The organism is Flavobacterium sp. SH_e, from assembly GCF_025717045.1.
Lineage (GTDB): Bacteria > Bacteroidota > Bacteroidia > Flavobacteriales > Flavobacteriaceae > Flavobacterium.
In genome coordinates, this window is record NZ_JAOVZN010000007.1 from 145,856 (window position 1) to 170,998 (window position 25,143).

Below are 25,143 nucleotides of genomic sequence, written 5' to 3' on the forward strand. Positions count from 1 at the left end.
TTAAACATTAAATGAAAAGATATTTAATTCTATTTCTACTCACTTTTCAAGGACTTATGGCTCAAGTACAATTTGAAGCCAGAGTCAGCAAAAACACGCTTGGAGTAAACGAAAGACTTCGCATAGACTTCATCATGAATGTTGACGGAGACAATTTCGAACAACCTTCTTTTGAAGGTTTCAAACTTGTTGCAGGGCCAAGTCAGCAGATTAGTCAATCTTGGATAAATGGACGAAGCTCTTTTCAAAAAATCTATTCTTATATCTTACAGCCCGAGAAAAAAGGTGCTTTGACTATTAAACAGGCGGCAATAGAATTCAATGGTCAGATTTACAAAACAAACCCAATAAAAGTTACTGTAACCAATGCCGTAGCTCAAGAAAGAGATCCAAACGACAGACCTCCAGGATCTGGAAATGAATTGTTAACTCTTGTTGCCGAAATTTCAAAAACAAATCCGTATCTGAACGAACCAATTACGGTTGTGTACAAATTGTATTTTAATAATATTGGAGTAACTGGTTTTAAAGAACTGGCAAAACCAAAATACAATGATTTTTGGAATCAAAACATTGAGATCAAACAGCTTGCAATTGAGGAAGGTAATTTCCAAGGACAAAGATGTTATTATGTTATCTTGAAAAAAGCAATTTTATATCCGCAAAAATCTGGAAAACTAACAATTGAACCTCTTTCACTCGATATTGGGGTACAATTACCAACAAATCGTCGCGACATGTTCGGCCAGATGATTACTGTTGAAGACAATAAAGTAGTTTCTGCTGGAGCAAAAACGATCAATGTAAGACCACTTCCTGAAAGCACAAAACCAGAAGGATTTACTGGCGCTGTCGGCAGACTTAATTTTACAGTTACACCTTCGAAAACAACACTTAAAAATGGTGAAAGTCTAGATTTAATTGTTAGCGCTCAAGGAACAGGAAATATGAAGTTATTTACGCTTCCAAAACCTGTTGTGCCAAATGCACTTGAAATGTATGATCCCGTTCATGACGAAAATGTAACAACGTCATTGAGCGGAATGTCTGGAAGAATTACAGATAAATACACAATCATTCCGCAATACAGAGGAAAATATGCAATAAAACCAATGCAGTTTTCGTATTTCGATTTGAGTACAGGCACTTATAAAACCATTACTTCTAAGGAAATCATGGTTGATGTTTTAGACGGACCAACACCTGCAGAAGCAAATACGGGAGAAAAAGCTTCTAAAAATGCAATTGCAAAAACAGATCAGTTTAGACACATTAAAACTAGAACGGCTTTAATTCCTCTTGCAAAAAACGATTTCTATGGTTCGAATTTGTATTTAGGTTTACTGCTTGCTCCATTTGTTATTATTCCACTAATTATTCTAGCTAGAAAAAGAAAAGAAGCTATTGATAGTGATGTTACTGGAAATAGAATTAGAATGAACAATAAGCTGGCGAAGAAATATTTATCTCAAGCGAAGAAACATCTTAACAATAAAGAGCCTTTCTATATTGCACTGGAAAAAGCAATGCATAATTTCTTGAAAGCAAAACTGCATATTGAAACCTCAGAAATGAGTAAAGACAATATTAGAGAATTGCTGTTATCTAGAAAAGCTAATGCAGAAACCGTTCAGAATTTTATTACTCTAACTGAAAACTGCGAATTTGCACGTTATGCACCAGCATCAAGCGCTTCGATTCAGCAGGATTATGATAAAGCGGTTATGATTATTTCTGAATTAGAAAAACAGATTGTTTAATTTTTTTACCGCGAAGCTCGCTAAGAAAATTGATTTAGATTGAGTCGAATTTAAGTTCGCAAAGTTGAAAATCTTATTATAAAGAAAATGAAAAACATACTATATCTCTTTTTATTCATCTCGCAGGTTTTCTTTGCGCAAGGGCGTTTTGAATCGGCTAATGCGTTGTACCAAAAGGGACAATATAAAGAAGCTGCGCAGGTTTATGAAAACATTATAACAGAAGACAAATTACATTCTGCTGAAGTGTATTTTAATTTGGGGAACTGTTATTATAAACTAAATCAGGTTGCGCCTTCGATTTATAATTATGAAAAAGCTCTGGTTCTTAAACCAAATGACCCAGAAACTTTAAACAATCTAAAATTTGCTAAAAAGCTAACGATTGACGAGATAAAAGAAGTTCCTAAAGTGGGATTTGCAAAACTAATTCAAAACTTTACATCAATATTTGATTACAATACTTGGGCTAAAATTTCTATTGCGCTTGGTTTTGTGTTCTTATTGAGTTTTATTGGCTATTATTTCTCAAACGCTACACTTGCAAAAAGAATTTATTTTGTTGGAATGTTTATTGTTTTGGTTGCTTTTGCTTTAAGCATTTCAGCTGGAATGTCTGAAAAAAACCATTTTGATAATGATCGTGTTGCTATTGTTTTTTCTGAATTAAGCCAAGTTCGACATGAACCTCAAAAATCTTCGAACGGAATTATTTTATTGCATGAAGGAGCAAAAGTTTATGTCTTAGAAAGTGTTGCTGGTTGGAAAAAAATCGAATTGACAGACGGAACTCAAGGCTGGATCGATTCTTCAACTATCAAAGAAGTAAAATAAAGTTTTAAAATATTTAAATATAGAAATCCCAAATTCCAAAGTAAGATTGGAATTTGGGATTTTTTCATTTTTGAAATTTGAATTAATTTACTGCATCAACCAATCTGACAAACTCAGATCTGTATCCTTCTTCGTCATTTGATAAACCAGATTTTGCTAATCTTTTGATATCCGAACTTGAACTGTTTGCTATATATTTTGATTCACGTAATTTTAATCCGAACCAAGAAACAGCAGTCGTAAATTTGAAATCTTGAGAACTGTTTTCTAAGTCCGTTTTCTTGTCTCCAATAACATTTACAATTTCAACACTTTTGTTGCCATCAGGTTTTTTATATCTAAATTTCACTGTAGCCAACTCATCACTATGATTTTCAGGTGCTTTTTGCGTTTTAGTATATTTTAGATCCGAAGGAACATAATCGCTTTCTACACCAACCGGAACAATCTCATACAAAGCTGTAACTGAATGTCCGCTACCTAATTCTCCTGCATCAATTTTATCATTTTTGAAATCTTCTGCATTCAGTTTTCGGTTTTCATAACCAATCAATCGATATGCTTGAACATGATTTGGATTAAACTCAATTTGTATTTTTACATCTTTCGCGATAGCAAACATTGATCCTTTAAATTCTTTTCCAAGAAAACGATTTGCTTCTTGAATGTTATCGATATAAGCGTAATTTCCATTTCCTTTATCAGCCAAAATTTCCATTTTACTGTCTTTGTAATTCCCCATTCCAAAACCTAAAACGGTTAAGAAAACACCAGATTCTCTTTTTTGCTCAATCAATTTCAGCATATCATCATCAGAAGAAGCGCCAACATTAAAATCACCGTCAGTAGCAATCACTACTCTATTGTTTCCTTCTTTGATAAAATTCTGCTGTGCAAGTTTATACGCTAATTCTATTCCTTCCCCTCCAGCCGTGCTTCCACCTGCCTGCAAATTATCAAAAGCATCCATAATTTCATCTTTATTATCTCCAGAAGTTGGTTCTAAAACTACTCCCGCAGATCCTGCATAAACCACAATCGAAACTTTGTCAATTCTTCTAAGTTCTTTTACCAGAACTTTCATCGATTCTTTCAGCAATGGCAATTTATTCTGTTCGTCCATCGAACCTGAAACGTCAACTAAAAAAACCAGATTAGAAGCCGGCAAATTTGCCATTGGAATGTTTTTTCCCTGCAAACCAATTTTTAGTAATCGGCTGTTTTTATTCCAAGGACAATCACTGTATTCTGTGTTAATGGAAAATGGATGCTCGCCATCTGGCTGTGGATATTTGTATTTAAAGAAGTTGATCATTTCCTCAACTCGAACAGCATCTTTTGGAACTTTCTGCCCTTCGTTTATAAATCTGCGGATATTGGTATAAGATGCGTTATCAACATCGATAGAAAAAGTAGAAAGCGGTTCTTTGAGCGGAGATTCAAACGGATTTTCTTCTAATCCTGCATAACTTTCTGTATTGGTTTCAGGAATATAATTTTCCTCTTCAATTAAATCGGTCGTAGCTGCAACTGCAGTAGAATCTGCAGTTTCCACGGTAGCATAATCAACTTTCTTACAGCCGAAAATAGTAAGTACAAGGAATGCCATCATAAAGAAATTAAGATTTCTCATAAAGTAAGTTTTTAAAAAATTAATAAAAGGTTATAGGCTTCAAATAAGGACTAGCATTCCGGATTTACTAGAGGTGATTATTTGCAATTTTCGAGCATGCAAAATCGTGCCAAATTTTTTACAAATATTTTTCTTACTTGAAAATAATTTAGAAATCCCTTGTTTTTAAAGGCATTTTGCGCGGAAATATTTTTTGTTTTTTTCTTTTCCACACAGATTGTAGAGACGCACCGCAGTGCGTCTACACCCAGCATATCGACAAAGATTGTGTTAGACGCACCGCAGTGCGTCTCTATAGTAAAATGAGGTGTAAAAAAAATGCGTTTTTTTGCAGTTAAATTAAAACTGATAAATTTTCTCTGGCGTAACGCAATAATCCAATTTAATATCCGATTCAAAAACATCATCAATCTGGTTTACGGCTTCAAAAAAAGAAAGTCCAATTTTAATCGTTTCAGGTTTGCATTCGGCAAGGAATTTATCATAAAAACCTTTTCCGTAACCAATTCTGTTTCCAAAAATATCAAAAGCTAAAAGCGGTACAAAAACCACTTCAACTTTAGACGAAGGCACTTCAATTCCATCAACGGGCTCAGGGATATTATATTCGTTTTTTCTGATTTTAGTATTATCTGTTAAAAGAAAATGCATCATTTTTCTGGTTTCAAAATCACTTTTAGAAACTAAGATTTCTTTATCTTTTCCAGAAAGTAAATGCAGGACATATTCGGTATTCACTTCTTTTTGTTCTTCGATTGGAAGAAAAACATGATAATAGATTTTATCCCAAATTGGCATTTGGATTAATTGATTTGCAATTGCCAAACTCTTCTCTTCTACTTCATCAAAAGAAAGAGCTTTACGGAAATTTTTATATTCTATTCGAAGTTCTTTTTTACTCGTCGGCATTGTCTGGGACTTTAGATAAATGATAAATTGCATCGCCTTCGTAAACAATTGGCGAATGATTGGCATTAATTACAAAACCATCATGCGGCGCTTTGACTTTTTGTTCAAATTTCCCAAACGGATCTGTAATAATAGCCAAGATAGTACCTTTGGTTACATATTTTCCAACTAAATTAAAATCATGCAGCAAACCCGAACATTTAGCACGAAGCCAAACTGATTGTTTAATGTAAATTGAAGGAGTTAAGGCAGGTTCCATAATTTGTTTAGAATCCAACATTCCCAAATAATGAAGCAAACGTTTGGTTCCCAAAACACCTTGATTTGCAATTTCGTTATTGATATCTAAAGATTTTCCGCCCTCAAAAAGCAGCATTTTCACATTGGCGCTTTCAGAAGTTTTTCTGAAAGAACCATTTATGTTTTTGGAATATAACGTAAATGGCGCGTTAAATACATCTGCTAAAACTTTCAGTTCAGGATTATTTTCGGTAATTCTTATTTGCGGCGCATTAAAACGGCTTGCTCCACCAGCATGAAAATCGACTGCATAATCTAAAATCGGCAGAATTTCTTCGACAATATGATAAGCAAATCTACTGGCAAGCGACCCTTTCTTACTTCCTGGAAAAACACGATTTAAATCACGCCCGTCTGGAAATTCTCGAGATTTATTCACAAAACCGTACATATTGATGACTGGAATACAAATTATTGTGCCGCGAGCTGGTCTATTTATTTTTTTACTGATAATCTGACGGACAATTTCAACACCGTTAATTTCGTCTCCGTGTATTCCCGCAGAAAATAAAACAGTTGGGCCTTCATGTTTGGAACGGCGCACAATAACAGGAATATTCAGTTTAGTTGTGGTATGCAGTCTAGCAATTTCGACGTTTATGGTTCTATGTTCTCCCGGCAAAATCGATTCGCCGAAAATAACCAATGGAGCACTATTTTTCATGTAGAATTATAAAATCTAAATATAGAAATTATTCTTTTGATTTCGTAAATTTGAAACTAATTCAATGTTAAGCTTCTTTTAGAAATCGGAATGGTTTTTGAAAAAAGCTTTTCGAGTATCTTCAGACATAAAAAAGAATGCAAAAACCAGCCTTAGATCTTCAAATTTTAACTTTACCAGATAATCCTGGCGTCTATCAATATTATGATAAAGACGGGAAAATCTTGTATGTAGGCAAAGCCAAAAATTTAAAAAAAAGGGTTTCTTCTTATTTCAATAAAATTCACGATACAGCCAAAACTAATGTATTGGTAAAAAAAATCGTGACTATAAAACACATTGTAGTTCCAACGGAAACCGATGCGCTTTTATTAGAAAATAATTTAATTAAAACACTTCAGCCACGATACAATGTATTGCTTCGTGATGACAAAAGTTATCCTTGGATTTGCATTAAAAAAGAACCTTTTTCTAGAATATTTTTAACTAGAAGAATGGTCAAAGACGGCTCTGAATATTTTGGCCCATACACCAATTTTAAAATGGTGTATACAATTTTGGATTTGATTAAAGAATTATATCCGCTTCGAACTTGTAATTATGATTTGAGCGAGTCGAATATTAATTCGGGAAAATTTAAAGTGTGTCTGGAATATCACATTGGCAATTGTAAAGGTCCTTGCGAAGGTCTAGAACCTTTAGAAGAATATCAAAGACAAGTCAATGCGATTCGCGAAATCCTAAAAGGAAACTTCAAAGAAAGTTTAAAGGATTTTAAAAAATTGATGAACACTTATGCGCAGAATTTACAATTTGAAGAAGCGCAAAAAATCAAAGAAAAGATTGAAGTTCTGGAAAATTACCAATCTCGATCTACGATTATCAATCCGAAGATTACTAATATTGATGTTTTCTCGATTGTTTCTGACGAAAGTGCGGCTTATGTCAACTTTCTACAAATTTCTCATGGTTCGATTATTCGTTCGCACACTTTAGAAATGAAAAAAAAGCTAGACGAAAGCGACGAAGAATTATTAGAACTTGCGATTGTAGAACTTCGTGAGCGTTTTCAATTATTATCAAAAGAAATCATTGTTCCTTTTGAATTGGATTTGGGTGAAAACATTAAAATAACAGTTCCGCAACTTGGAGATAAAAAACAGATTTTAGATTTATCAATTCGAAATGCCAAGTTTTATCGAATTGAACAATTGAAACAATTGCAAATTGTAGATCCCGATCGCCACGTAAATCGAATTATGGCTCAGATGCAGAAAGATTTACGTCTTCCTTCTGAACCTCGACACATCGAATGTTTTGATAACTCGAACATTCAAGGAACGAATCCTGTTGCGGCTTGTGTAGTTTTTAAAGACGGAAAACCAAGCAAAAAAGATTACCGCCATTTTAATGTCAAAACCGTTGAAGGACCGAACGATTTTGCTTCGATGACTGAAATTGTTTACCGCCGCTACAAAAGATTGTTGGACGAAAATGAACCTCTTCCGCAATTGATTATTATTGACGGTGGAAAAGGACAGCTTTCGGCAGCGCTAAAAAGTATTGATGATTTAGGATTACGAGGAAAAGTGGCCATTATCGGAATCGCAAAACGTCTCGAAGAGCTTTTTTATCCCGGAGATTCTATTCCGTTGTATTTGGATAAAAAATCAGAAACTTTAAAAGTGATTCAGCATTTAAGAAATGAAGCACACCGATTTGGAATTACTTTTCATAGAGATAAACGAAGTAAATCGGCGCTTAATTCTTCGGTAGAAAGCATTCCTGGAATTGGCGAAAAGACAATGACAACATTAATACAACATTTCAAAAGTGTTAAAAGATTAAAATTAGCCACAGAAAAAGAAATTTCAGACGTTATAGGTGTTTCTAAAGCCAAAAAAATTGTCGATTTTTACAAAACCAACTAAAGAATTTATGCACCCATCAAAACTGTACATTTCAAATATTTGGTCAAAAGGAGTTTCTTGGGGCATATTTGCATTTGTTTTTTTTACAGCATTTTTCTTTTCGCAAAAATCATTTTCTCAGGAAATAAAAAAAGACAGTGTTAAAAGACCAAAAATCGGATTAGTTTTAAGTGGCGGTGGCGCCAAAGGTTTTGCGCACATTGGAGTTTTAAAAGTTTTGGAAGAAGCCGGAATCAAAATTGACTACATTGGCGGAACCAGCATGGGATCTGTAATTGGCGGACTTTATGCTTCTGGTTACAATGCTTCGCAAATAGATTCCATTTTCAAACAAACCAATTTTGACGAATTAATAAACGATTATATTCCGCGTTCTTCTAAGAATTTTTATGGTAAAAAGAACGACGAATTATATGCTGTCGTTTTGCCTTTTAGTAATTTCAGAGTAGGCATTCCAGAAGCACTTTCAAAAGGAATGTACAATTACAATTTATTGAGTAGTTTAACTAGAAATGTGCGTCATGTTCGTGATTTCAATAAACTACCAACTCCCTTTTTATGTATCGGAACTAATATTGAAACGGGTGAAGAAGTTTTATTAAATAAAGGAAATCTTGTTCAAGCCATGATGGCGAGTGCGGCTTTCCCTTCCCTATTTACTCCTGTAGAGATTGATGGAAATTTATTAGTTGACGGTGGTGTTGTAAACAATTATCCAATACAAGAAGTTCGAAATCTTGGTGCTGATATAATTATTGGTGTGGATGTTCAGGACGATTTGATGAAAAGAAAAAATCTGAAAAATGCCACTCGAATCTTAGTTCAGATCACCAATCTGCAATCTATAGAAAAAATGAAAAGCAAAATTAAAGACACGGATATTTACATAAGACCAGATATTCGTGATTTTGGCGTAATTTCATTTGACAGAGGTGAAGAAATTATTAGAAAAGGTGAAGAAGCTGCTTTTGCTGTTTATGAAAAAATCAAATCATTAACAGATGAAAACAATTTTTATAAAAAACCAAAACTGAAAATTGGCACAGACACTCTTCAAATACAGAATATAAATACTGATAAATTAGAAAATTACACCAAAGAATATATTCGCGGAAAACTTCGTTTTAAGCCTGGAAGCACTATAACTTACGACGGTCTTAAAACCGGAATCAATAACTTAAATGCTACTCAAAACTTTAGCACTATTTCATATTGTCTTCAGCCAAACGGAGGCAAAGATGATCTTGATTTGGTTCTAAGAGAAAATCCGACGCAGACTTATTTAAAACTTGGACTTCATTATGATGGTCTTTACAAAAGTGCCGTTTTATTAAATCTTACTCATAAAAAGACTTTCTTAAAAAACGATGTTACTTCTCTGGATATCATTTTAGGTGATAATTTTAGATATGATTTTAATTATTATGTTGAGAATGGTTTTAATATCAGTTTTGGTTTCCGTTCCAGATTGAATCAATTTAATCGAAATGTAACTACTAGTTTGAGTGGCGTTCTTAAAGAAAATCCAAATGTCAACCTTATTAATGTTGATTTCATGGATGTGACCAATCAAGCTTATTTCCAGACTATTTTTGTGCAGAAATTTTTAATGGGCGGTGGATTAGAATATAAATATCTAAAAATTAGCTCACCAACCCTTACCAACGAAGACAACATAATTGAAAAAAGCAATTATTTTAGTGCCTTTGCCTATTTAAAATACGATTCGCTAGATGAAAAATATTACCCAAGTTCTGGATTATATTTTTCTACAGATTTGCAAACTTATATGGCATCATCAGATTATACTCAGCAATTTAAACCTTTTTCGATTGCAAAAGCCGAGGTGTCAGTTGTTAGACCATTATTTAGAAAAGCAACCATAAAATTTGGAGCCGATGCTGGGTTTAATATTGGCAGCGATAGCGTTCCGTTTTTTGATTTTATACTTGGAGGTTATGGCTACAACAAAATAAATAATTTTAATTATTTCTACGGATATGATTTTCTAAGTATTGCCGGCAACAGTTATATTAAAACTGATATTAATATTGATTACGAAATCTTCAAAAAAAATCACATCAATGTATCTGCTAATTTTGCCAACTTAGGAGATGATATTTTCTCTTCTGTCGATTGGGTCTCTATGCCAAAATATACAGGATACGCAATTGGTTATGGTTTAGAAACTATAATTGGCCCTATAGAAGTAAAACAATCTTGGTCTCCAGAAATGTCAAAAAGTTTTACGTGGTTTAGTATAGGATTTCAATTTTAGTAGTATAATCGAGAATACTTCAATAAATTCTGCCTATTTTTTTACATCCTAAAAATTATATCAAAAAAACTAAGTTATTTTATAGTTATAAATAATATAATTTTTATTTTTACTCCGAAAAAATTACGACATTTGTTATAATGAAAACAAATTGGACAGGTTTATTAGAGTATCTTCAATTCCTCATCAAGAGAAATCCTGAGTAATGGCTCTATCGAATTGAAATAATCAGTCAATTACAAAAAATTGAACCGATTATTTATCTCTGCAATTCAAATTTTCGAATTATCTAATTTACTAATTATCTAATTGAAAAAGCCATGCCACTATATCATAAACTTGGGGATTTTCCTCAAAAGCGACACACCCAATTTGAAAAACCAAATGGAGGTTTTTACTACGAACAATTGTTTGGAACCGAAGGCTTTCACGGGCATTCGTCGTTATCATATCACATACACAGACCAACACAGGTCAAAGAAATTTTAAATTCCTATTCAGTTGAACCTAAAATTGCAATCGGAAAAAATATAAAATCACTTCTTTTTAAAGGTTTTGAATTGAATCCTGAAAATGATTTTCTGGACAGCCGAAAAGCAATGTTGGTTAATAAAGACTGCATTATCGGTTTGGCTGCACCGAAAGAATCGCTTAGAAATTATTTCTACAAAAATGCTGATGCTGATGAAATGCTTTTCATTCACAGAGGAAAAGGAAAATTAAGAACCATGTTAGGAAATATTCCGTTTGAATATGGCGATTATTTAATTATTCCGCGTGGCATTATTTACCAAATAGAATTTGAAACGGAAGATAATCGTCTATTTTATGTAGAATCGTATTCTCCATTTTATACTCCAAAACGATATAAAAACCAATCTGGTCAGCATTTAGAACATTCTCCATTTTGCGAGCGTGATTTTATTTTGCCAAGCGAATTGGAAACGCACGACGAAAAAGGTGATTTTTTAATTAAAATCAAAAAAGAAGGCATGCTTCACGAAGTGGTTTATGCTACACATCCTTTTGACGTTGTGGGATGGGACGGTTACAATTTTCCATACGGATTTTCAATTCACAATTTTGAGCCTATAACGGGACGTGTTCATCAACCGCCGCCAGTACACCAAACTTTTGAAACGGCCACTTTTGTCGTTTGTTCATTCTGCCCAAGACTTTACGATTATCATCCGAAAGCAATTCCGGCGCCATACAATCACAGCAATATAGATTCTGATGAAGTTCTGTATTATGTAGATGGTGATTTTATGAGCCGTAATAATATTGAGCAAGGTCACATCACTTTACACCCAAAAGGAATTCCACACGGACCAGCGCCAGGCGCAATGGAACGTAGTATTGGTCACAAAGAAACTCAAGAATTAGCTGTTATGGTGGATACTTTCCGTCCATTAATGGTTACCGAAGAAGCAATGGGTCTTGATGACGGTCAGTACTATAAATCGTGGTGTGAATAAATTTCACTTTCGATCTAACCGCAAAGTTCGCAAGGATTTTGCGCAAAGATCGATATAAAAACCTTTGTGAACCTTGCGATTGCCTTTGCGCTCTTTGCGGTAAAAAAACAACCTAAACACAACATTTCGGAAAAATCAGTTAAACGATTAACCGATTAAACAAATAAACATTATGTCAAAAGAAGTAAAATCAGTAGAATACGGATTAGAGAAAATATTTGAAGGAGCACAAGATTTCCTTCCATTATTAGGAACAGATTATGTAGAATTTTATGTAGGGAATGCTAAACAAGCAGCACACTATTATAAATCTGCATTCGGATACCAGTCATTGGCTTATGCGGGATTAGAAACTGGAGTAAAAGACAGAGCGTCTTATGTTTTGAAACAAGACAAAATCAGAATTGTTTTAACTACGCCTCTAACGGCAGATTCACCAATCAACGAACATTTGAAAAAACATGGTGACGGAGTAAAAGTTGCGGCTCTTTGGGTTGAAGATGCTACAAAATCTTACGAAGAAACTATGAAACGTGGCGCACGTTCTTTCATGGAACCAACAGTTGAAGAAGATGAATTTGGACAAGTAGTTCGTTCTGGAATTTATACTTACGGAGAAACAGTTCACATTTTCGTAGAAAGAAAAAACTACAATGGAGTGTTCTTGCCAGGTTACAGAGAATGGAAATCTGATTTTAATCCAGAACCAACGGGATTAAAATACATTGACCACATGGTTGGAAATGTAGGCTGGAACGAAATGAATACTTGGGTAAAATTCTATGAAGAAGTTATGGGATTCGTAAACTTCTTATCATTTGACGACAAACAAATTACTACAGAATATTCTGCTTTAATGAGTAAAGTAATGTCAAACGGAAACGGAAGAATTAAATTTCCAATCAACGAACCAGCTGAAGGAAAGAAAAAATCTCAAATTGAAGAGTATTTAGATTTCTATGGTGGTCCTGGAATTCAGCATATCGCCATTGCTACAGATGATATTATCAAAACCGTATCTCAATTAAGAGCACGTGGTGTTGAATTTTTATCAGCTCCACCTCATACTTATTACGAAGCAATCCCAGAAAGATTGGGTGTTCATATGAATATGATGAAAGAAGATTTGAACGAAATCGAAAAATTGGCGATCATGGTTGATGCCGACGAAGATGGTTACTTATTACAGATTTTTACAAAGCCAGTTCAAGACAGACCTACGCTTTTCTTCGAAATTATTCAAAGAATGGGTGCAAAAGGGTTTGGCGCAGGTAACTTTAAAGCCCTTTTTGAGTCAATTGAAAGAGAGCAAGAATTGCGAGGAACACTGTAAACTGTTAATTTTCATACACAAAACAGTATAATTCTCTAAAAAACGATGCTTTTTTTGCAAATGTTATGTTAAACTTGACTTTGGCTATTTGATTTTTGAACTTTCTATCTATCTTTGCACTCGCAAATCAGGAAGGGGTGGTTTCCTTCCGAATTGATATAAATTTCATAATTTATAGTTTTTTGGTTAGTTAATAGCATAAAAACTCAGTCATCTTTGACTGAGTTTTTTTGTTTTGGTACATTTGGAATAGAATTTGCATTTATCTACCTTTATAATAAAACGTAAAGATTATACTATGAAAAAGTTCGTCCTCACTATATTAGCACTAACAATACTCTCTTTTACGCCTCAAAAAGAAGATGCTTTCGATACTGGAGAATATTTCAAATTTAGAATACATTACGGAATCGTAAATGCTGGCTACGCAACTCTCGAAGTTAAAGATGCTACCATAAATAATAAAAAAGTATTTCATTCTGTTGGAAAAGGTTACACAACTGGTATGTCTAAATTTTTCTTTAAAGTAGAAGATTTATACGAAAGTTATTTTGACAAAGAAACGGGGAAACCTTATCGATATGTTAGAAAAATTGACGAAGGTGGTTACACCAAAAATCAAGAAGGCTTTTTTAATCAAAATGAAAACCGAGTTTTAGTAAAAGACTATAAACGTAAATCAGAAAAAACGATTATTGTTACCGAAGAAGTACAAGATATTGTATCTGCGTTTTACTTTTTGAGAAACCATCCAAATATTGACAAATTGAAATCTGGAGAAGCCATTACAATAGACATGTTTTTTGATGAAGAAATCACAAAATTTAAGTTAAAATTTGTAGGCCGTCAAGATATTACGACTAAATTTGGCACGGTTTCTACAATGGTCTTCAAACCACTAGTACAGACAGGTAGAGTATTTAAAGAAAAAGAGAGCTTAACACTCTGGATAACAGATGATGTAAACAAAGTTCCTATTAGAATTAAAGCAGATTTAGCAGTAGGTTCTCTTAAGGCTGATCTTGATGAATATAAAGGATTAAAAAGTCCACTTAAAGTAAAAAAATAATGAACCCTACAGATAATTCTGAAGCAATTTTAAAAGAAATTGATCTTAAATTTCAAGCCATAAATCAAAAAACTGATGTTCAATTGGAAGGATTGCTTTGGGCTAAACCAATTACATATTGGGATTATATTCAAACTGATGCACTTTTAAATTTACAAATACAACGCACCACACTTCCTGACGAAATGGTTTTCATCATGTACCATCAGGTAAACGAATTAATTTTCAAAATGATTCTGTGGGAAATTGAGCAGATTGCTGAAACAGAAAACATCCAAGTAGATTTTTTCAGCGAAAGATTATCAAGAATCACAAGATATTTTGATATGCTTACCAATTCGTTCAGTATAATGGAAAACGGAATGGAAGTAGATCAATACATGAAATTTAGAAATACTCTTACTCCAGCAAGTGGTTTTCAGAGTGCACAATATAGAATGATCGAATTTGCTTCGACTGACGTTATCAATTTAACAGACCGCAGATACAAAGCAACCTTTGACGAAAACACTGATTTAGAAACTAGTTTCGAACATCTTTATTGGCAGGCAGCTGGAAAAGATTATCATACTGGTGAAAAATCTTACTTATTAAATGAGTTTGAGAAAAAATATAAAGGGCAATTTTTAAGACAAATGGCTTCGTTTAAAACGAAAAATATTTGGCAAAAATTCACGCAATTACCAATTGAAGATCAGCAAAATGCAGCATTAATTGCAGCAATGCGCCATTACGACCAAACGGTAAATATTACTTGGGTAATGCAACACCTAAATACCGCTAGAAAATACATTTTAGAAAGCGGAAAAGGAAATGGCGAAGCAACTGGAGGAAGCGACTGGCAAAAATATATGCATCCAAAATACCAAAAACGCATCTTTTTTCCTAAATTGTGGACCGAAGAAGAATTGTCCAATTGGGGGAATGAAAATGAAGAATAATTTCTCCACCAAAAAATCTATAAAGTTTGAAAAAAGCAGTCGTAATTTTAATTGTCTTGTTTTCTGTTTTTTCTTGTAAAAAAGAAGAAGAAAAAGTAGAAGCCAAAATCACTAAACCAGCAACCAAAAAAATAGAATTCGGTTTTAATTACGCAGATTTTAATGTTGTAAATGATACTATTTCAAAAGGAGATTCTTTTGGGTCAATTGTTCAAAGCCAAAATATTGGAGACAAAAAAGTTTTTGATATTGTTGAACAAGTTAAAGATTCTTTTAATGTAAGAAGTATTCGTTACGGCAAACCTTTTACTTTACTTCGTTCAAAAAACAAAACCAATGATTTACAGGTTTTCATTTATCAGCCAGACGCTTTAAGCTACTATGTTATCGATTTAAGAGACAGCATAGCCAAAGCTTACAAAAAAATAAAACCTGTTACTTTAAAAAGGAAAATGATTGGCGGCGTTTTAAAAACTTCATTGTCTGAAACTTTAGGAGGTGAAGATGTTGAAACAGCATTGGCTAGCAGAATTACAAAAGTATTTTCTTGGTCGATTGACTTCTTTAAACTTAAAAAAGGAGATCGTTACGGATTAATTTTCACAGAACGTTTCATCAACGGAAAAACATATGATGGTGTTGAAGATCTTGAAGCTGCATTTTTTGAGTATAAAGGTAAAATCGTTTATGCTTTCCCTTTTGAAAAAGATACTACTTCAGGAAAGATTGAATATTATGATGACGAAGGAAAAACACTTAAAAACTTCTTCTTAAAAACTCCAATCAAATTCAGCCGAATCACTTCAAGATTCACAATGAATAGATTTCACCCTGTTCAACATACTTGGAAAGCACACAAAGGAACCGATTATGCTGCACCAACAGGAACGCCAATTTCTACAACCGCTTCTGGAGTTGTTGAAACTACTGGATATACTGCAGGTAATGGAAATTTCGTAAAAGTAAAACACAACGGAACCTACTCTACTCAATATTTACACATGTCTAAAATCTTGGTTCGCCGCGGACAGCGCGTTACTCAAGGCCAGACAATTGGTTTAGTTGGAAGTACAGGTTTGGCTTCTGGTCCTCACGTTTGTTATCGTTTCTGGAAAAATGGCGTTCAAGTAGATGCACTTCGATTGAACCTTCCAACTGGAGAATCTTTGACAGGAAATGACAGAACTCGTTTCATGAAACAGATTGAACCTTTGAAAAGAGAATTGGACAGCATTGGCAATTTGTAAATAATTCACTTTTAAAATTTTAGTTTTTAAATTGAAAACCATGAAAAATTCGCGCCTCAAAACCATGTATCATGAAACTTTTTCTGGTTTAAAACTATTTTACAGAGACACTAATCTTTCAGAGAATTTAATTTCAAACTATAAAATTGGCCAGATAATTCAAGAAAGAGGCTTTACAGATATGAGTTCGCTTGGCGGCGGACTTTCTGGAAATTTGCGATATTTAATTGCAAGTGCTCACGCCAAAGATTTATCAAAATTTAATCCTGATTCGGCAAAAATTGGTCATTTCCTTTTAGATTCAATTGCCTATTTTAAAGTATTGGATATTCAGAAAATTGGCGATAAAACACAGATTTTTCTTTTAAGTATTCCAGACAACTCGATTTCACTTTTCAAAAATTCATCTTCAAACTTAGAAGAAGAAATTATCGAAAAAGCTCAAAAACGCTTTCGCGAAAAAATCGATGCTGTCTTAATTCCCGAATTACAAACTGAAAATTGGAAAGAAAGAACTAAACTTCCTCTTGGAATGGACGAGCAAGGCAAATTGTTTTTTGATGATTCTAAAATAAAAACAGAATCTCCAAAAAGAATTGACATTGATGTAGCTAAAAAAATCATAGCAATTAACAAGAAACCTTGGTGGAAATTTTGGTAACATTTCATGAAACACATTTTATTAATCTCTCTCTCTACAATTACAATTGGATGTTCTAAACCAAAAACTTTTCTCTTAAATGATACTGGAAAAAGCAAATATTATGTTTCAGAATTCGTAAATAATACTTTTGAACAAAATGAAATAGGCACTTCACCTTTAATTGTAATAAACGGAAAACCTTTAATTTACGATAAAAACAAAGACACTATAATAGTACCTTTAAAAAAAACAGACATATCTAGTTTAGAGTTTTTAAACAAAAATAGCAGTCGCATAATATATAATGAAAAAGAAAATGATGGCGCAATAATTATAACCATTAAAATTTAATCTAGGAATCTATAAAACGTTTTCGTAACTAATTGTTATATAATCGTGAACCACTCCGCATTTAAAAGTTATTTCAGTATTTTTGTATTTCAGAAAACAAACTCAATTATAGATAAAAATGGCTTTAAACACAACAAACCCAACTGGGACTGAAGCGTGGAAAAATCTCCAAAACCACTATAACGCAATTCATAAAACCACCATACAAGAATTGTTTCAACAAGATAGTGCTCGTGCTGAAAAATTCAACTTACAATGGAATGACTTTTTAGTAGATTATTCAAAAAATAATATCAGTCAAGAAACTGTTTCTCTTTTATTGGAATTAGCAAATTCAATTGGAGTAAAAGATGCTATCGCACAATATTTTGGAGGAGAATTAATCAACCAAACTGAAAATCGTGCTGTTTTACATACTGCTTTACGTGCTCCAGAATCGGCAGTGATTAAAGTTGATGGAGAAAACGTAATTCCAGAAGTATACGAAGTAAAAAATAAAATTAAAAATTTCACTGACGAAGTAATTTCTGGTCAGAGAAAAGGCTACACAGGAAAAGCTTTTACTGATGTTGTAAATATCGGAATTGGTGGTTCTGACCTTGGTCCTGTTATGGCTGTTGAAGCTTTACAATTTTACAAAAATCATTTAAACCTTCATTTCGTTTCAAACGTTGACGGCGATCACGTAAATGAAGTAATTAAAAAATTAAATCCAGAAACAACTTTGTTTGTAATTGTTTCTAAAACTTTTACAACTCAAGAAACGCTTTCAAATTCTGAGACTATAAAAGAATGGTTTTTGAAATCGGCAACTCAGGAAGATATTGCGAAACACTTTGCAGCGGTTTCTACAAACATTAAAAATGTAACAGAATTCGGGATTAATCCAGACAACGTTTTCCCAATGTGGGACTGGGTTGGGGGAAGATTTTCTCTTTGGAGCGCAGTTGGTTTGAGTATCGCTTTGGCAATTGGTTTTGAAAATTACAACCAATTATTAGTTGGAGCAAATGAAATGGACGAACATTTTAAATCTGCAGAATTTGACAAAAACATTCCAGTAACTTTAGCTTTATTAAGTGTTTGGTACAACAATTTTTATGGCGCTGAAAGTGAAGCTTTAATTCCGTACACTCAATATTTATCAAAATTAGCTCCGTATTTGCAGCAAGCAACAATGGAAAGTAATGGAAAAAGTGTTGGCCGTGACGGAAAACCTGTTAATTACCAAACTGGAACAATTATTTGGGGAGAGCCAGGAACAAATTCGCAACACGCTTTCTTTCAATTAATTCACCAAGGAACAAAATTGATCCCAACAGATTTTATCGGATTTGTAAAACCACTTTACGGAAACGAAGATCATCATGATAAATTAATGTCGAACTTTTTTGCACAAACAGAAGCATTAATGAATGGGAAAACAGAAACACAAGTTCAGGCAGAATTTGACAAACAAGGACTTTCTGCAGAAAAAGCTTCTTATTTAAGACCTTTTAAAGTTTTTACAGGAAACAAACCTACTAATACTATTTTGATTCAAAAACTTACGCCAAAAAGTTTAGGTTCTTTGATCGCATTATACGAACATAAAATTTTCGTTCAAGGAGTAATTTGGAACATCTTTAGTTTTGACCAATGGGGAGTTGAATTAGGAAAACAATTGGCTAATTCTATTTTAGATGAAATCAATTCTAAGACTGTTAAAAATCATGACAGTTCAACTTCATTTTTATTGAATCATTTCTTGAAACATAAATAAAAAAACAGAAAATTAAATTTTTCATAACATTCTGAAACGCCTTAATTTAGCTCAAATTAAGGCGTTTTTTTTACTAAAATACCGACAAAAAGCTTAAAAAAATCGCTAAATTGCACGTTTTCGCTTACAAGGCAATTGGAAAAATTATATTTTTAACAAAAAACATCCAAATAAATTCAATAAAACGACATTTTATTTAAAGAAAAAAGAATAATTCATTTTAATACGCAGCACAAAAGACAAAACTTTGTTTTCTTAACATTTCGATAACATTATCTGAGTTATTTGTTATAATTTTGCCAAAAACAATTAACTCAATAACAAAATGAAGAAAATGAAAAATTGGTTACTGACCGGACTATTTTTTATGATAGTTTCAACCGTATTTTCTCAAGGAAAAGTTACTGGTACTATTACCGACGGAACAGGTTCATTACCAGGAGCAAATATAGTGATCAAAGGATCTACTATATCAACTTCAACAGATTTTGATGGTAAATTTACACTTAACTCGCCATCAAGCACAGGAGAGATTATCATCTCTTTTTTAGGTTATGAAAACCAAACTGTGAAATTCACAGTGACAAATGGCTCATCTACAAACTTAGGAACTATCACATTAGCTTCTAACTCAAATGAATTGGGAGAGATTGTAGTTATGGGTAAAGGAATCATCGACTTAGCAAAAGACAGAAAGACTCCTATCGCAGTTTCAACGATTAAAGCTGCAGATATCCAAGCAAAAATTGGTACTGCAGACGTTACTCAAACAATGGTTAACACACCTTCTGTATACGTTGCAGGACAATCAGGAGGATATGGAGATTCAAGAGTTAACGTACGTGGATTTGCTCAAGATAACACGGCTTTCTTATTGAACGGACAGCCAATTAACGGAATGGAAGACGGAAAAATGTACTGGTCTAACTGGTCTGGTATGTCTGACATTGCTAATGCAATTCAAATTCAAAGAGGTTTAGGTTCTTCTAAATTAGCTATTTCTTCTGTAGGAGGTACTGTAAACTTTATTACAAGAGCTACTGAAAAACAAGAAGGTGGTTTTGTATCTTTAGGTGTTGCTAATGACAATTATTTCAAAACTACTGCTGCTTACAACACAGGTGTTAGCAAAAGCGGATGGGGAACAAGCGTTATGCTTTCTCACTGGCAAGGTGATGGTTACAATGATGGAACTAGAGGTGAAGGACAAACTTACTTCATTTCTGTTGGTTACAAAGCTAATGACAAACACAGTTTCAACTTCTTGTTAACTGGTGCTCCACAATGGCACGATCAAAACTTTACAAAGTCTATTGACAGTTATTTAAAATACGGAAGAAAATATAACAATAACTGGGGAACTCAAAACGGAGAATACAAATCTGAGAGAACTAACTACTACCACAAACCAGTTGCTAACTTAAACTGGGATTATGATATCAGTGAGAAAACACAACTTTCTACTGTATTATACGGATCTTGGGGAAGAGGTGGAGGAACTGGAAGCTACGGTACTAAACCAGCTACTCCTGCTGGAGGTCAAATTAATTTTGACGGTATTGTTGCTAGTAACCAAGCTATTGTTGATGGTACAGGAAACGCTGATGGGAGAAGTACAAATGGTGCTTACGTAATTAGATCAAGTGTTAATAATCATGCTTGGTACGGATTAGTATCTAACTTAAAAAACCAACTTACTGAAAATTTAGCATTAAATGTTGGTCTTGATTTAAGAACTTACAAAGGAACACACTTCAGACAAGTTTCTGACTTCATGGGATTATCAAGCTGGACAGATACAAGAAACCTTAAAGATGGTAATAGCAACCCAAGTGGTACAATGAAAAGCAACTATGTTACTGATTCTGGTAGAGCATTACCTTGGCCAGCAACTTTCAATACAATTGCTGAAGACCAAAGAATTGATTATGATTATGGAGAAACAATTTCTTACGGAGGTGTATTTAGCCAGTTAGAATATTCTAATGACAATTTCTCTGCATTCTTCCAAGGATCTCTTTCTAATCAATCACACCAAAGAGAGGACAGATTTGATTACTTACCAGAAAATCAAGATTCTCAAAAAGTTAATAACGTAGGATACAATGTTAAAGGAGGAACTAGCTATAAATTTGCTGAGCACCATACTGTTTATGCAAACGCTGGTTACTACAACCGTCAACCTTACCACGATAATATCTATTTAAACTTTACAAACGCAGTAAACCCATTGACAGAAAACGAAAAAATCTTTGGTCTTGAGGCTGGATATACTTTCTCTTCAAAAGTATTCTCTGCAAGTTTAAATGCTTATAGAACCTCTTGGAAAGACAGAGTTACAACAACATCTACTACTGCTACAGCAGCTGATGTAACTAAATACCCTTCTTTACAATTAGGAGATTTAATTTACAAAACTAACGAAGGCGTAGAACAAGTACACACTGGTCTTGAGCTTGACTTTACTGCAAAACCAATGCAAGATCTTAGTTTAACAGGATTCTTTTCTCTTGGAGACTGGCAATACAAAGGTGAGGTAGTTACTACAACTAGAGACGAAAGCTTATCTACTTTAGACCAAGCAAAACAAGATGTTGATGGTGGAAAAGTTGGAGATGCTGCTCAAGTTACTTACGGTTTAGGTTTCAGATATGAATTTGTTAAAAACCTTTCAATCGATTCTGACTGGAGATATTATGACAAATTGTTCTCAAACGTTGGTGCTGTAAAAAACAACTTAGAGTTACCAAGCTACGATTTAGTTGATGCAGGTATCTCATACAAATTGTTTATCGGTAAAGGCAACCATGATTCAATTGGTTTCAGATTTAACGTAAACAACGTATTTGATGAAGTTTATTTATCTGAATTAACTACTGCTACCGCTACAACAGCTACTTCAACTAACTATAAAGGAATCAATGTTGCAAATACAGGTTTCTTTGGTTTAGGAAGAACTTGGAACTTTAGCTTACGTTACAACTTCTAATAAGAACCATAATAAATAATAAAAACGGCATTGACTTTTAAGTTTAATGCCGTTTTTTTATAGCCTTTTTTGCTATATTTGTTTTTAAACAAAAAACAAAGTTTATGTATAATTTTCTACAAAAATTCCACTCCGGTTGGGCGTACTTAGCATTGCTTCTTTTACTTGTTGCAGTTGTTAATGCAATCATCGGATTTACTTCCAAAAAAGAGTTTACAGTTAAAGATCGTAAAATCGCTTTATTTGCTTTAATTGGAACTCATACTCAGTTATTAATTGGTTTAATCTTATATTTTGTTTCTCCTCTTGGAAAAGCTGCTTTTGGACAAATGTCTAACGCAGAATTAAGATTAACATCATTAGAACACCCTCTAATTAATATTATCGCTATCGTCCTAATTACAATTGGATGGTCTAAACATAAAAAACTAATCAATAGTGAAGCTAAATTTAAAACCTTCGCTATTTTTTACGGATTAGGATTATTGCTTATTTTAAGTAGAATTCCTTGGAACCTTTGGTTCTAAAAAATACCAATTAAAGCCCTCCTACAGGGCTTTTTTTATCTCGGCATATTATTTGTACAAACTCCCCCCAAGTCTGAAAAAGAATAACCCATGAGAAATAAAAAAAACATTTTATTCGCCACAATTGCTCTAACGTTACTTAGCGGCTTTACCTATGTTATAAGCCAAACCAAACCTACAACAGAACCTAAAATTGTTCAAGACACTGTTAAAAATGTAAAACCAACTATCGTTCCCTTACCAGAGGACTCTGTTTTTACAGACAAAGGTTTAAAGCTTAGACCATACAAGAAAAACGCTCATGCATCCTACTACGCAGATCGTTTTAACGGAAAAAGAACCGCTAACGGAAGCAGATTCAACAACAACAGTTACACTGCAGCCCACAAAAAACTTCCTTTCGGAACTAGGGTAAAAGTAACAAACGAAGCCAATGGCAAATTCGTTATTGTAAAAATTACAGATCGCGGACCTTTTGTAAAAACCCGCGAAATCGATTTGTCAAAAAGAGCTTTTATGGACATCACAAAAAGCAAAGGTGCCGGAGCAATGAAGGTTACCATAGAAACCATAGTAGAATAAAAAAATCCCGCATAAAGCGGGATTTTTTTATTTAAACCAATTTTCTTAACGCCATTGCAATTCCGCTGTGAAGTCCTTCGTGATAATTATTAAAATCTAAAGCACCTTGGACATGACGAAGCGTAAATCCGACACTTGTAGTATATTCGTGGTAATCAACAAAAAGACCACTTTCAAAATCATTTTTTGTTTTTTCTAATGTTGTCGAAAGCAATGTTCTAATTTCGTCAACCTCAGCCTGAGTAACATCGCCTTCAGGCTTGGTTCCTTTTCTGTATTTGTTAATGAAATCTTCAGAAACCATTGTTGGAAGACCAGATAATTTATAAACCAAAACCTGTTGCGAAGAAATACAATGGCCTATATTCCAAATAATATTATTATTAAAACCATCTGGAATTTTGTTTAATTGTTCTAATGAATGATTATCTAAAATTTTCAAAAGAATTTCTCTAATCGTTTTTTGTACATCAAAAACTGAACTCATAATTTTATTTTTTTTCTAAAATTAGGCATTTTTAAGTTTCAAATGAATTTTCTTTGTACTCTAATAAAATTCAAAAATCATGAACAAAATATATTATTTATCATCTTGTGATACCTGCAGAAAAATCATTAAAAGTTTACCCGAAAACAATTTAGTTTTTCAAGACATAAGACAAGATCCTATTACAGAAGATCAGCTTGAAGAAATGTACAAACTTTCAGGAAGTTATGAAGCATTATTCAGTAAAAAAGCTCAATTATACAAATCAATGGACTTAAAAAACAAGTCTTTAACTGAAGCTGATTTTAAAAAATATATTTTAGAACATTATACTTTCTTAAGTCGTCCAGTTTTTATCATTAACGGTAAAATTTACATTGGCAACAGCCAAAAAAATGTAGCAGAAGTTATAAATGCACTAACGTAAGAATAACCGTAAATTTTGACCTACAAAACTGATTCACAATTTACAACACAAGGCATCAAACTTTTAATTATCTTTGCGCCTTTATACTCAATTATATGATACAATCTATGACAGGGTTTGGCAAAGCTTCTTTGCAATTGCCTACAAAAAAAATTACCGTTGAAGTAAAATCCCTAAACAGTAAAGGTTTAGATTTGAATGTAAGAATGCCATCGCTTTACCGCGAAATGGAACTTGGATTACGAACTCAGATTTCGACTAAATTAGAAAGAGGAAAAATTGATTTTGCGATTTACATCGAAAATACCGCAGAACAAACTTCGACTAAAGTAAATGTACCTGTTGTAAAATATTATATCGCACAGTTAAAAGAAGTTAACCCTGATGCTGATGAAACTGAATTAATGAAAATGGCGGTTCGTATGCCAGATACATTAAAAACAGAACGTGAAGAAATCGATGAAGATGATTGGGATCAAATTCAGGTTATTATAGACGAAGCGCTTCAAAACATCTTAAGTTTTAGAAAAGATGAAGGCGAATCGCTTGAAAAAGAATTCAATCTAAGAATTGGAAATATTCGTCAGTATATGAACGATACATTGGCTTTAGATCCTGAACGTGTTCAAGCTATTAAAGATCGTTTGCAAACGGCAATTTCAGAACTGCAAGTTAATGTTGACGAAAACCGTTTTGAACAAGAATTAATCTATTATTTAGAAAAATTAGATATCACGGAAGAAAAAGTGCGTTTAGGAAACCATTTGGATTACTTTTTAGAAACTTTAAATGGTTCTGAAGCTAACGGAAGAAAACTTGGCTTTATTACTCAGGAAATGGGGCGTGAAATCAATACCATGGGTTCAAAATCGAATCACGCTCAAATGCAGAAATTGGTTGTGATGATGAAAGATGAATTGGAGAAAATTAAAGAGCAAGTTTTGAATGTTCTTTAAATTAAAAATCCTTTATTGATCTTTTTTAAGCATGAAAACTAT

21 protein-coding genes are annotated in these 25,143 nt (G+C 33.3%); 17 read left to right on the forward strand and 4 right to left on the reverse strand.

Going from position 1 to position 25,143, the window contains the following annotated elements:
• The first annotated feature begins 11 nt into the window (after positions 1–11).
• Both OD917_RS17695 and OD917_RS17700 read left to right on the forward strand, forming a co-directional pair.
• Positions 12–1,760: a BatD family protein gene (locus OD917_RS17695; RefSeq protein WP_263524747.1), complete on the forward strand. Its 1,749-nt coding sequence runs from the start codon at positions 12–14 to the stop codon at positions 1,758–1,760.
• A gap of 87 nt (positions 1,761–1,847) precedes the next feature.
• A complete protein-coding gene (locus tag OD917_RS17700) occupies positions 1,848–2,594 on the forward strand; it encodes a tetratricopeptide repeat protein (RefSeq protein ID WP_263524751.1) in 747 nt (248 codons plus the stop codon).
• A gap of 82 nt (positions 2,595–2,676) precedes the next feature.
• Here OD917_RS17700 and OD917_RS17705 read toward each other — a convergent pair whose 3' ends face one another.
• The 3 genes from OD917_RS17705 to OD917_RS17715 all read right to left on the reverse strand — a co-directional run bounded on the left by OD917_RS17705 (position 2,677) and on the right by OD917_RS17715 (position 6,100).
• A complete protein-coding gene (locus tag OD917_RS17705) occupies positions 2,677–4,227 on the reverse strand; it encodes a VWA domain-containing protein (RefSeq protein ID WP_318013904.1) in 1,551 nt (516 codons plus the stop codon).
• Positions 4,228–4,566: 339 nt separating this feature from the next.
• Positions 4,567–5,136 carry a 5-formyltetrahydrofolate cyclo-ligase gene (locus OD917_RS17710; RefSeq protein WP_263524753.1) on the reverse strand — a complete coding sequence of 190 codons (570 nt, stop codon included), beginning with the start codon at positions 5,134–5,136 and terminating at the stop codon, positions 4,567–4,569.
• On the reverse strand, positions 5,123–6,100 hold the full coding sequence (locus tag OD917_RS17715) for a succinylglutamate desuccinylase/aspartoacylase family protein (RefSeq protein ID WP_263524754.1): 978 nt from the start codon (positions 6,098–6,100) through the stop codon (positions 5,123–5,125). The genes OD917_RS17710 and OD917_RS17715 overlap by 14 nt, the downstream gene beginning before the upstream one ends.
• Before the next feature lie 137 nt (positions 6,101–6,237).
• Between OD917_RS17715 and uvrC the strand changes: the two genes are divergently transcribed.
• The 13 genes from uvrC (at position 6,238) to OD917_RS17780 (ending at position 23,231) form a co-directional block, all read left to right on the forward strand.
• Complete coding sequence (gene uvrC, locus OD917_RS17720) at positions 6,238–8,031, forward strand: excinuclease ABC subunit UvrC (protein ID WP_263524756.1); 1,794 nt, start codon at positions 6,238–6,240, stop codon at positions 8,029–8,031.
• Positions 8,032–8,038: 7 nt separating this feature from the next.
• Entirely contained in the window at positions 8,039–10,309 is a 2,271-nt protein-coding gene (locus OD917_RS17725; RefSeq protein WP_263524758.1) for a patatin-like phospholipase family protein, read from the forward strand.
• Between the two features lie 320 nt (positions 10,310–10,629).
• Positions 10,630–11,787, forward strand: a complete 1,158-nt coding sequence (locus OD917_RS17730; RefSeq protein ID WP_263524760.1) for a homogentisate 1,2-dioxygenase — start codon at positions 10,630–10,632, stop codon at positions 11,785–11,787.
• A 172-nt stretch (positions 11,788–11,959) separates the two neighbouring features.
• On the forward strand, positions 11,960–13,120 hold the full coding sequence (hppD, locus tag OD917_RS17735; protein WP_263524761.1) for a 4-hydroxyphenylpyruvate dioxygenase: 1,161 nt from the start codon (positions 11,960–11,962) through the stop codon (positions 13,118–13,120).
• A gap of 298 nt (positions 13,121–13,418) precedes the next feature.
• Positions 13,419–14,189 (forward strand): DUF3108 domain-containing protein, encoded by a 771-nt coding sequence (locus OD917_RS17740; RefSeq protein ID WP_263524762.1) that lies wholly within the window; start codon positions 13,419–13,421, stop codon positions 14,187–14,189.
• Positions 14,189–15,130 (forward strand): tryptophan 2,3-dioxygenase family protein, encoded by a 942-nt coding sequence (locus tag OD917_RS17745; protein ID WP_263524765.1) that lies wholly within the window; start codon positions 14,189–14,191, stop codon positions 15,128–15,130. The genes OD917_RS17740 and OD917_RS17745 overlap by 1 nt, the downstream gene beginning before the upstream one ends.
• A 26-nt stretch (positions 15,131–15,156) precedes the next feature.
• Entirely contained in the window at positions 15,157–16,377 is a 1,221-nt protein-coding gene (locus OD917_RS17750; RefSeq protein WP_263524767.1) for a M23 family metallopeptidase, read from the forward strand.
• 40 nt (positions 16,378–16,417) lie between these two features.
• Positions 16,418–17,038 (forward strand): hypothetical protein, encoded by a 621-nt coding sequence (locus OD917_RS17755; RefSeq protein ID WP_263524769.1) that lies wholly within the window; start codon positions 16,418–16,420, stop codon positions 17,036–17,038.
• 6 nt (positions 17,039–17,044) lie between these two features.
• Positions 17,045–17,371, forward strand: coding sequence for a hypothetical protein (locus OD917_RS17760; RefSeq protein ID WP_263524770.1), 327 nt, complete (start codon positions 17,045–17,047; stop codon positions 17,369–17,371).
• A 118-nt stretch (positions 17,372–17,489) separates the two neighbouring features.
• A complete protein-coding gene (pgi, locus tag OD917_RS17765) occupies positions 17,490–19,133 on the forward strand; it encodes a glucose-6-phosphate isomerase (RefSeq protein WP_263524771.1) in 1,644 nt (547 codons plus the stop codon).
• Positions 19,134–19,467: 334 nt separating this feature from the next.
• On the forward strand, positions 19,468–22,122 hold the full coding sequence (locus OD917_RS17770; protein ID WP_318013905.1) for a TonB-dependent receptor: 2,655 nt from the start codon (positions 19,468–19,470) through the stop codon (positions 22,120–22,122).
• 104 nt (positions 22,123–22,226) lie between these two features.
• Positions 22,227–22,649: a hypothetical protein gene (locus OD917_RS17775; RefSeq protein ID WP_263524773.1), complete on the forward strand. Its 423-nt coding sequence runs from the start codon at positions 22,227–22,229 to the stop codon at positions 22,647–22,649.
• Positions 22,650–22,739: 90 nt separating this feature from the next.
• Entirely contained in the window at positions 22,740–23,231 is a 492-nt protein-coding gene (locus OD917_RS17780; protein WP_263524774.1) for a septal ring lytic transglycosylase RlpA family protein, read from the forward strand.
• A 31-nt stretch (positions 23,232–23,262) separates the two neighbouring features.
• On the opposite strand, the gene OD917_RS17785 is transcribed toward OD917_RS17780, so the two are convergent.
• Positions 23,263–23,718 carry a DinB family protein gene (locus OD917_RS17785; protein ID WP_263524775.1) on the reverse strand — a complete coding sequence of 152 codons (456 nt, stop codon included), beginning with the start codon at positions 23,716–23,718 and terminating at the stop codon, positions 23,263–23,265.
• Between the two features lie 79 nt (positions 23,719–23,797).
• Between OD917_RS17785 and OD917_RS17790 the strand changes: the two genes are divergently transcribed.
• Entirely contained in the window at positions 23,798–24,145 is a 348-nt protein-coding gene (locus OD917_RS17790; RefSeq protein ID WP_263524776.1) for an arsenate reductase family protein, read from the forward strand.
• 95 nt (positions 24,146–24,240) lie between these two features.
• Entirely contained in the window at positions 24,241–25,101 is an 861-nt protein-coding gene (locus tag OD917_RS17795; RefSeq protein ID WP_263524777.1) for a YicC/YloC family endoribonuclease, read from the forward strand.
• The last annotated feature ends 42 nt before the right edge of the window (positions 25,102–25,143 follow it).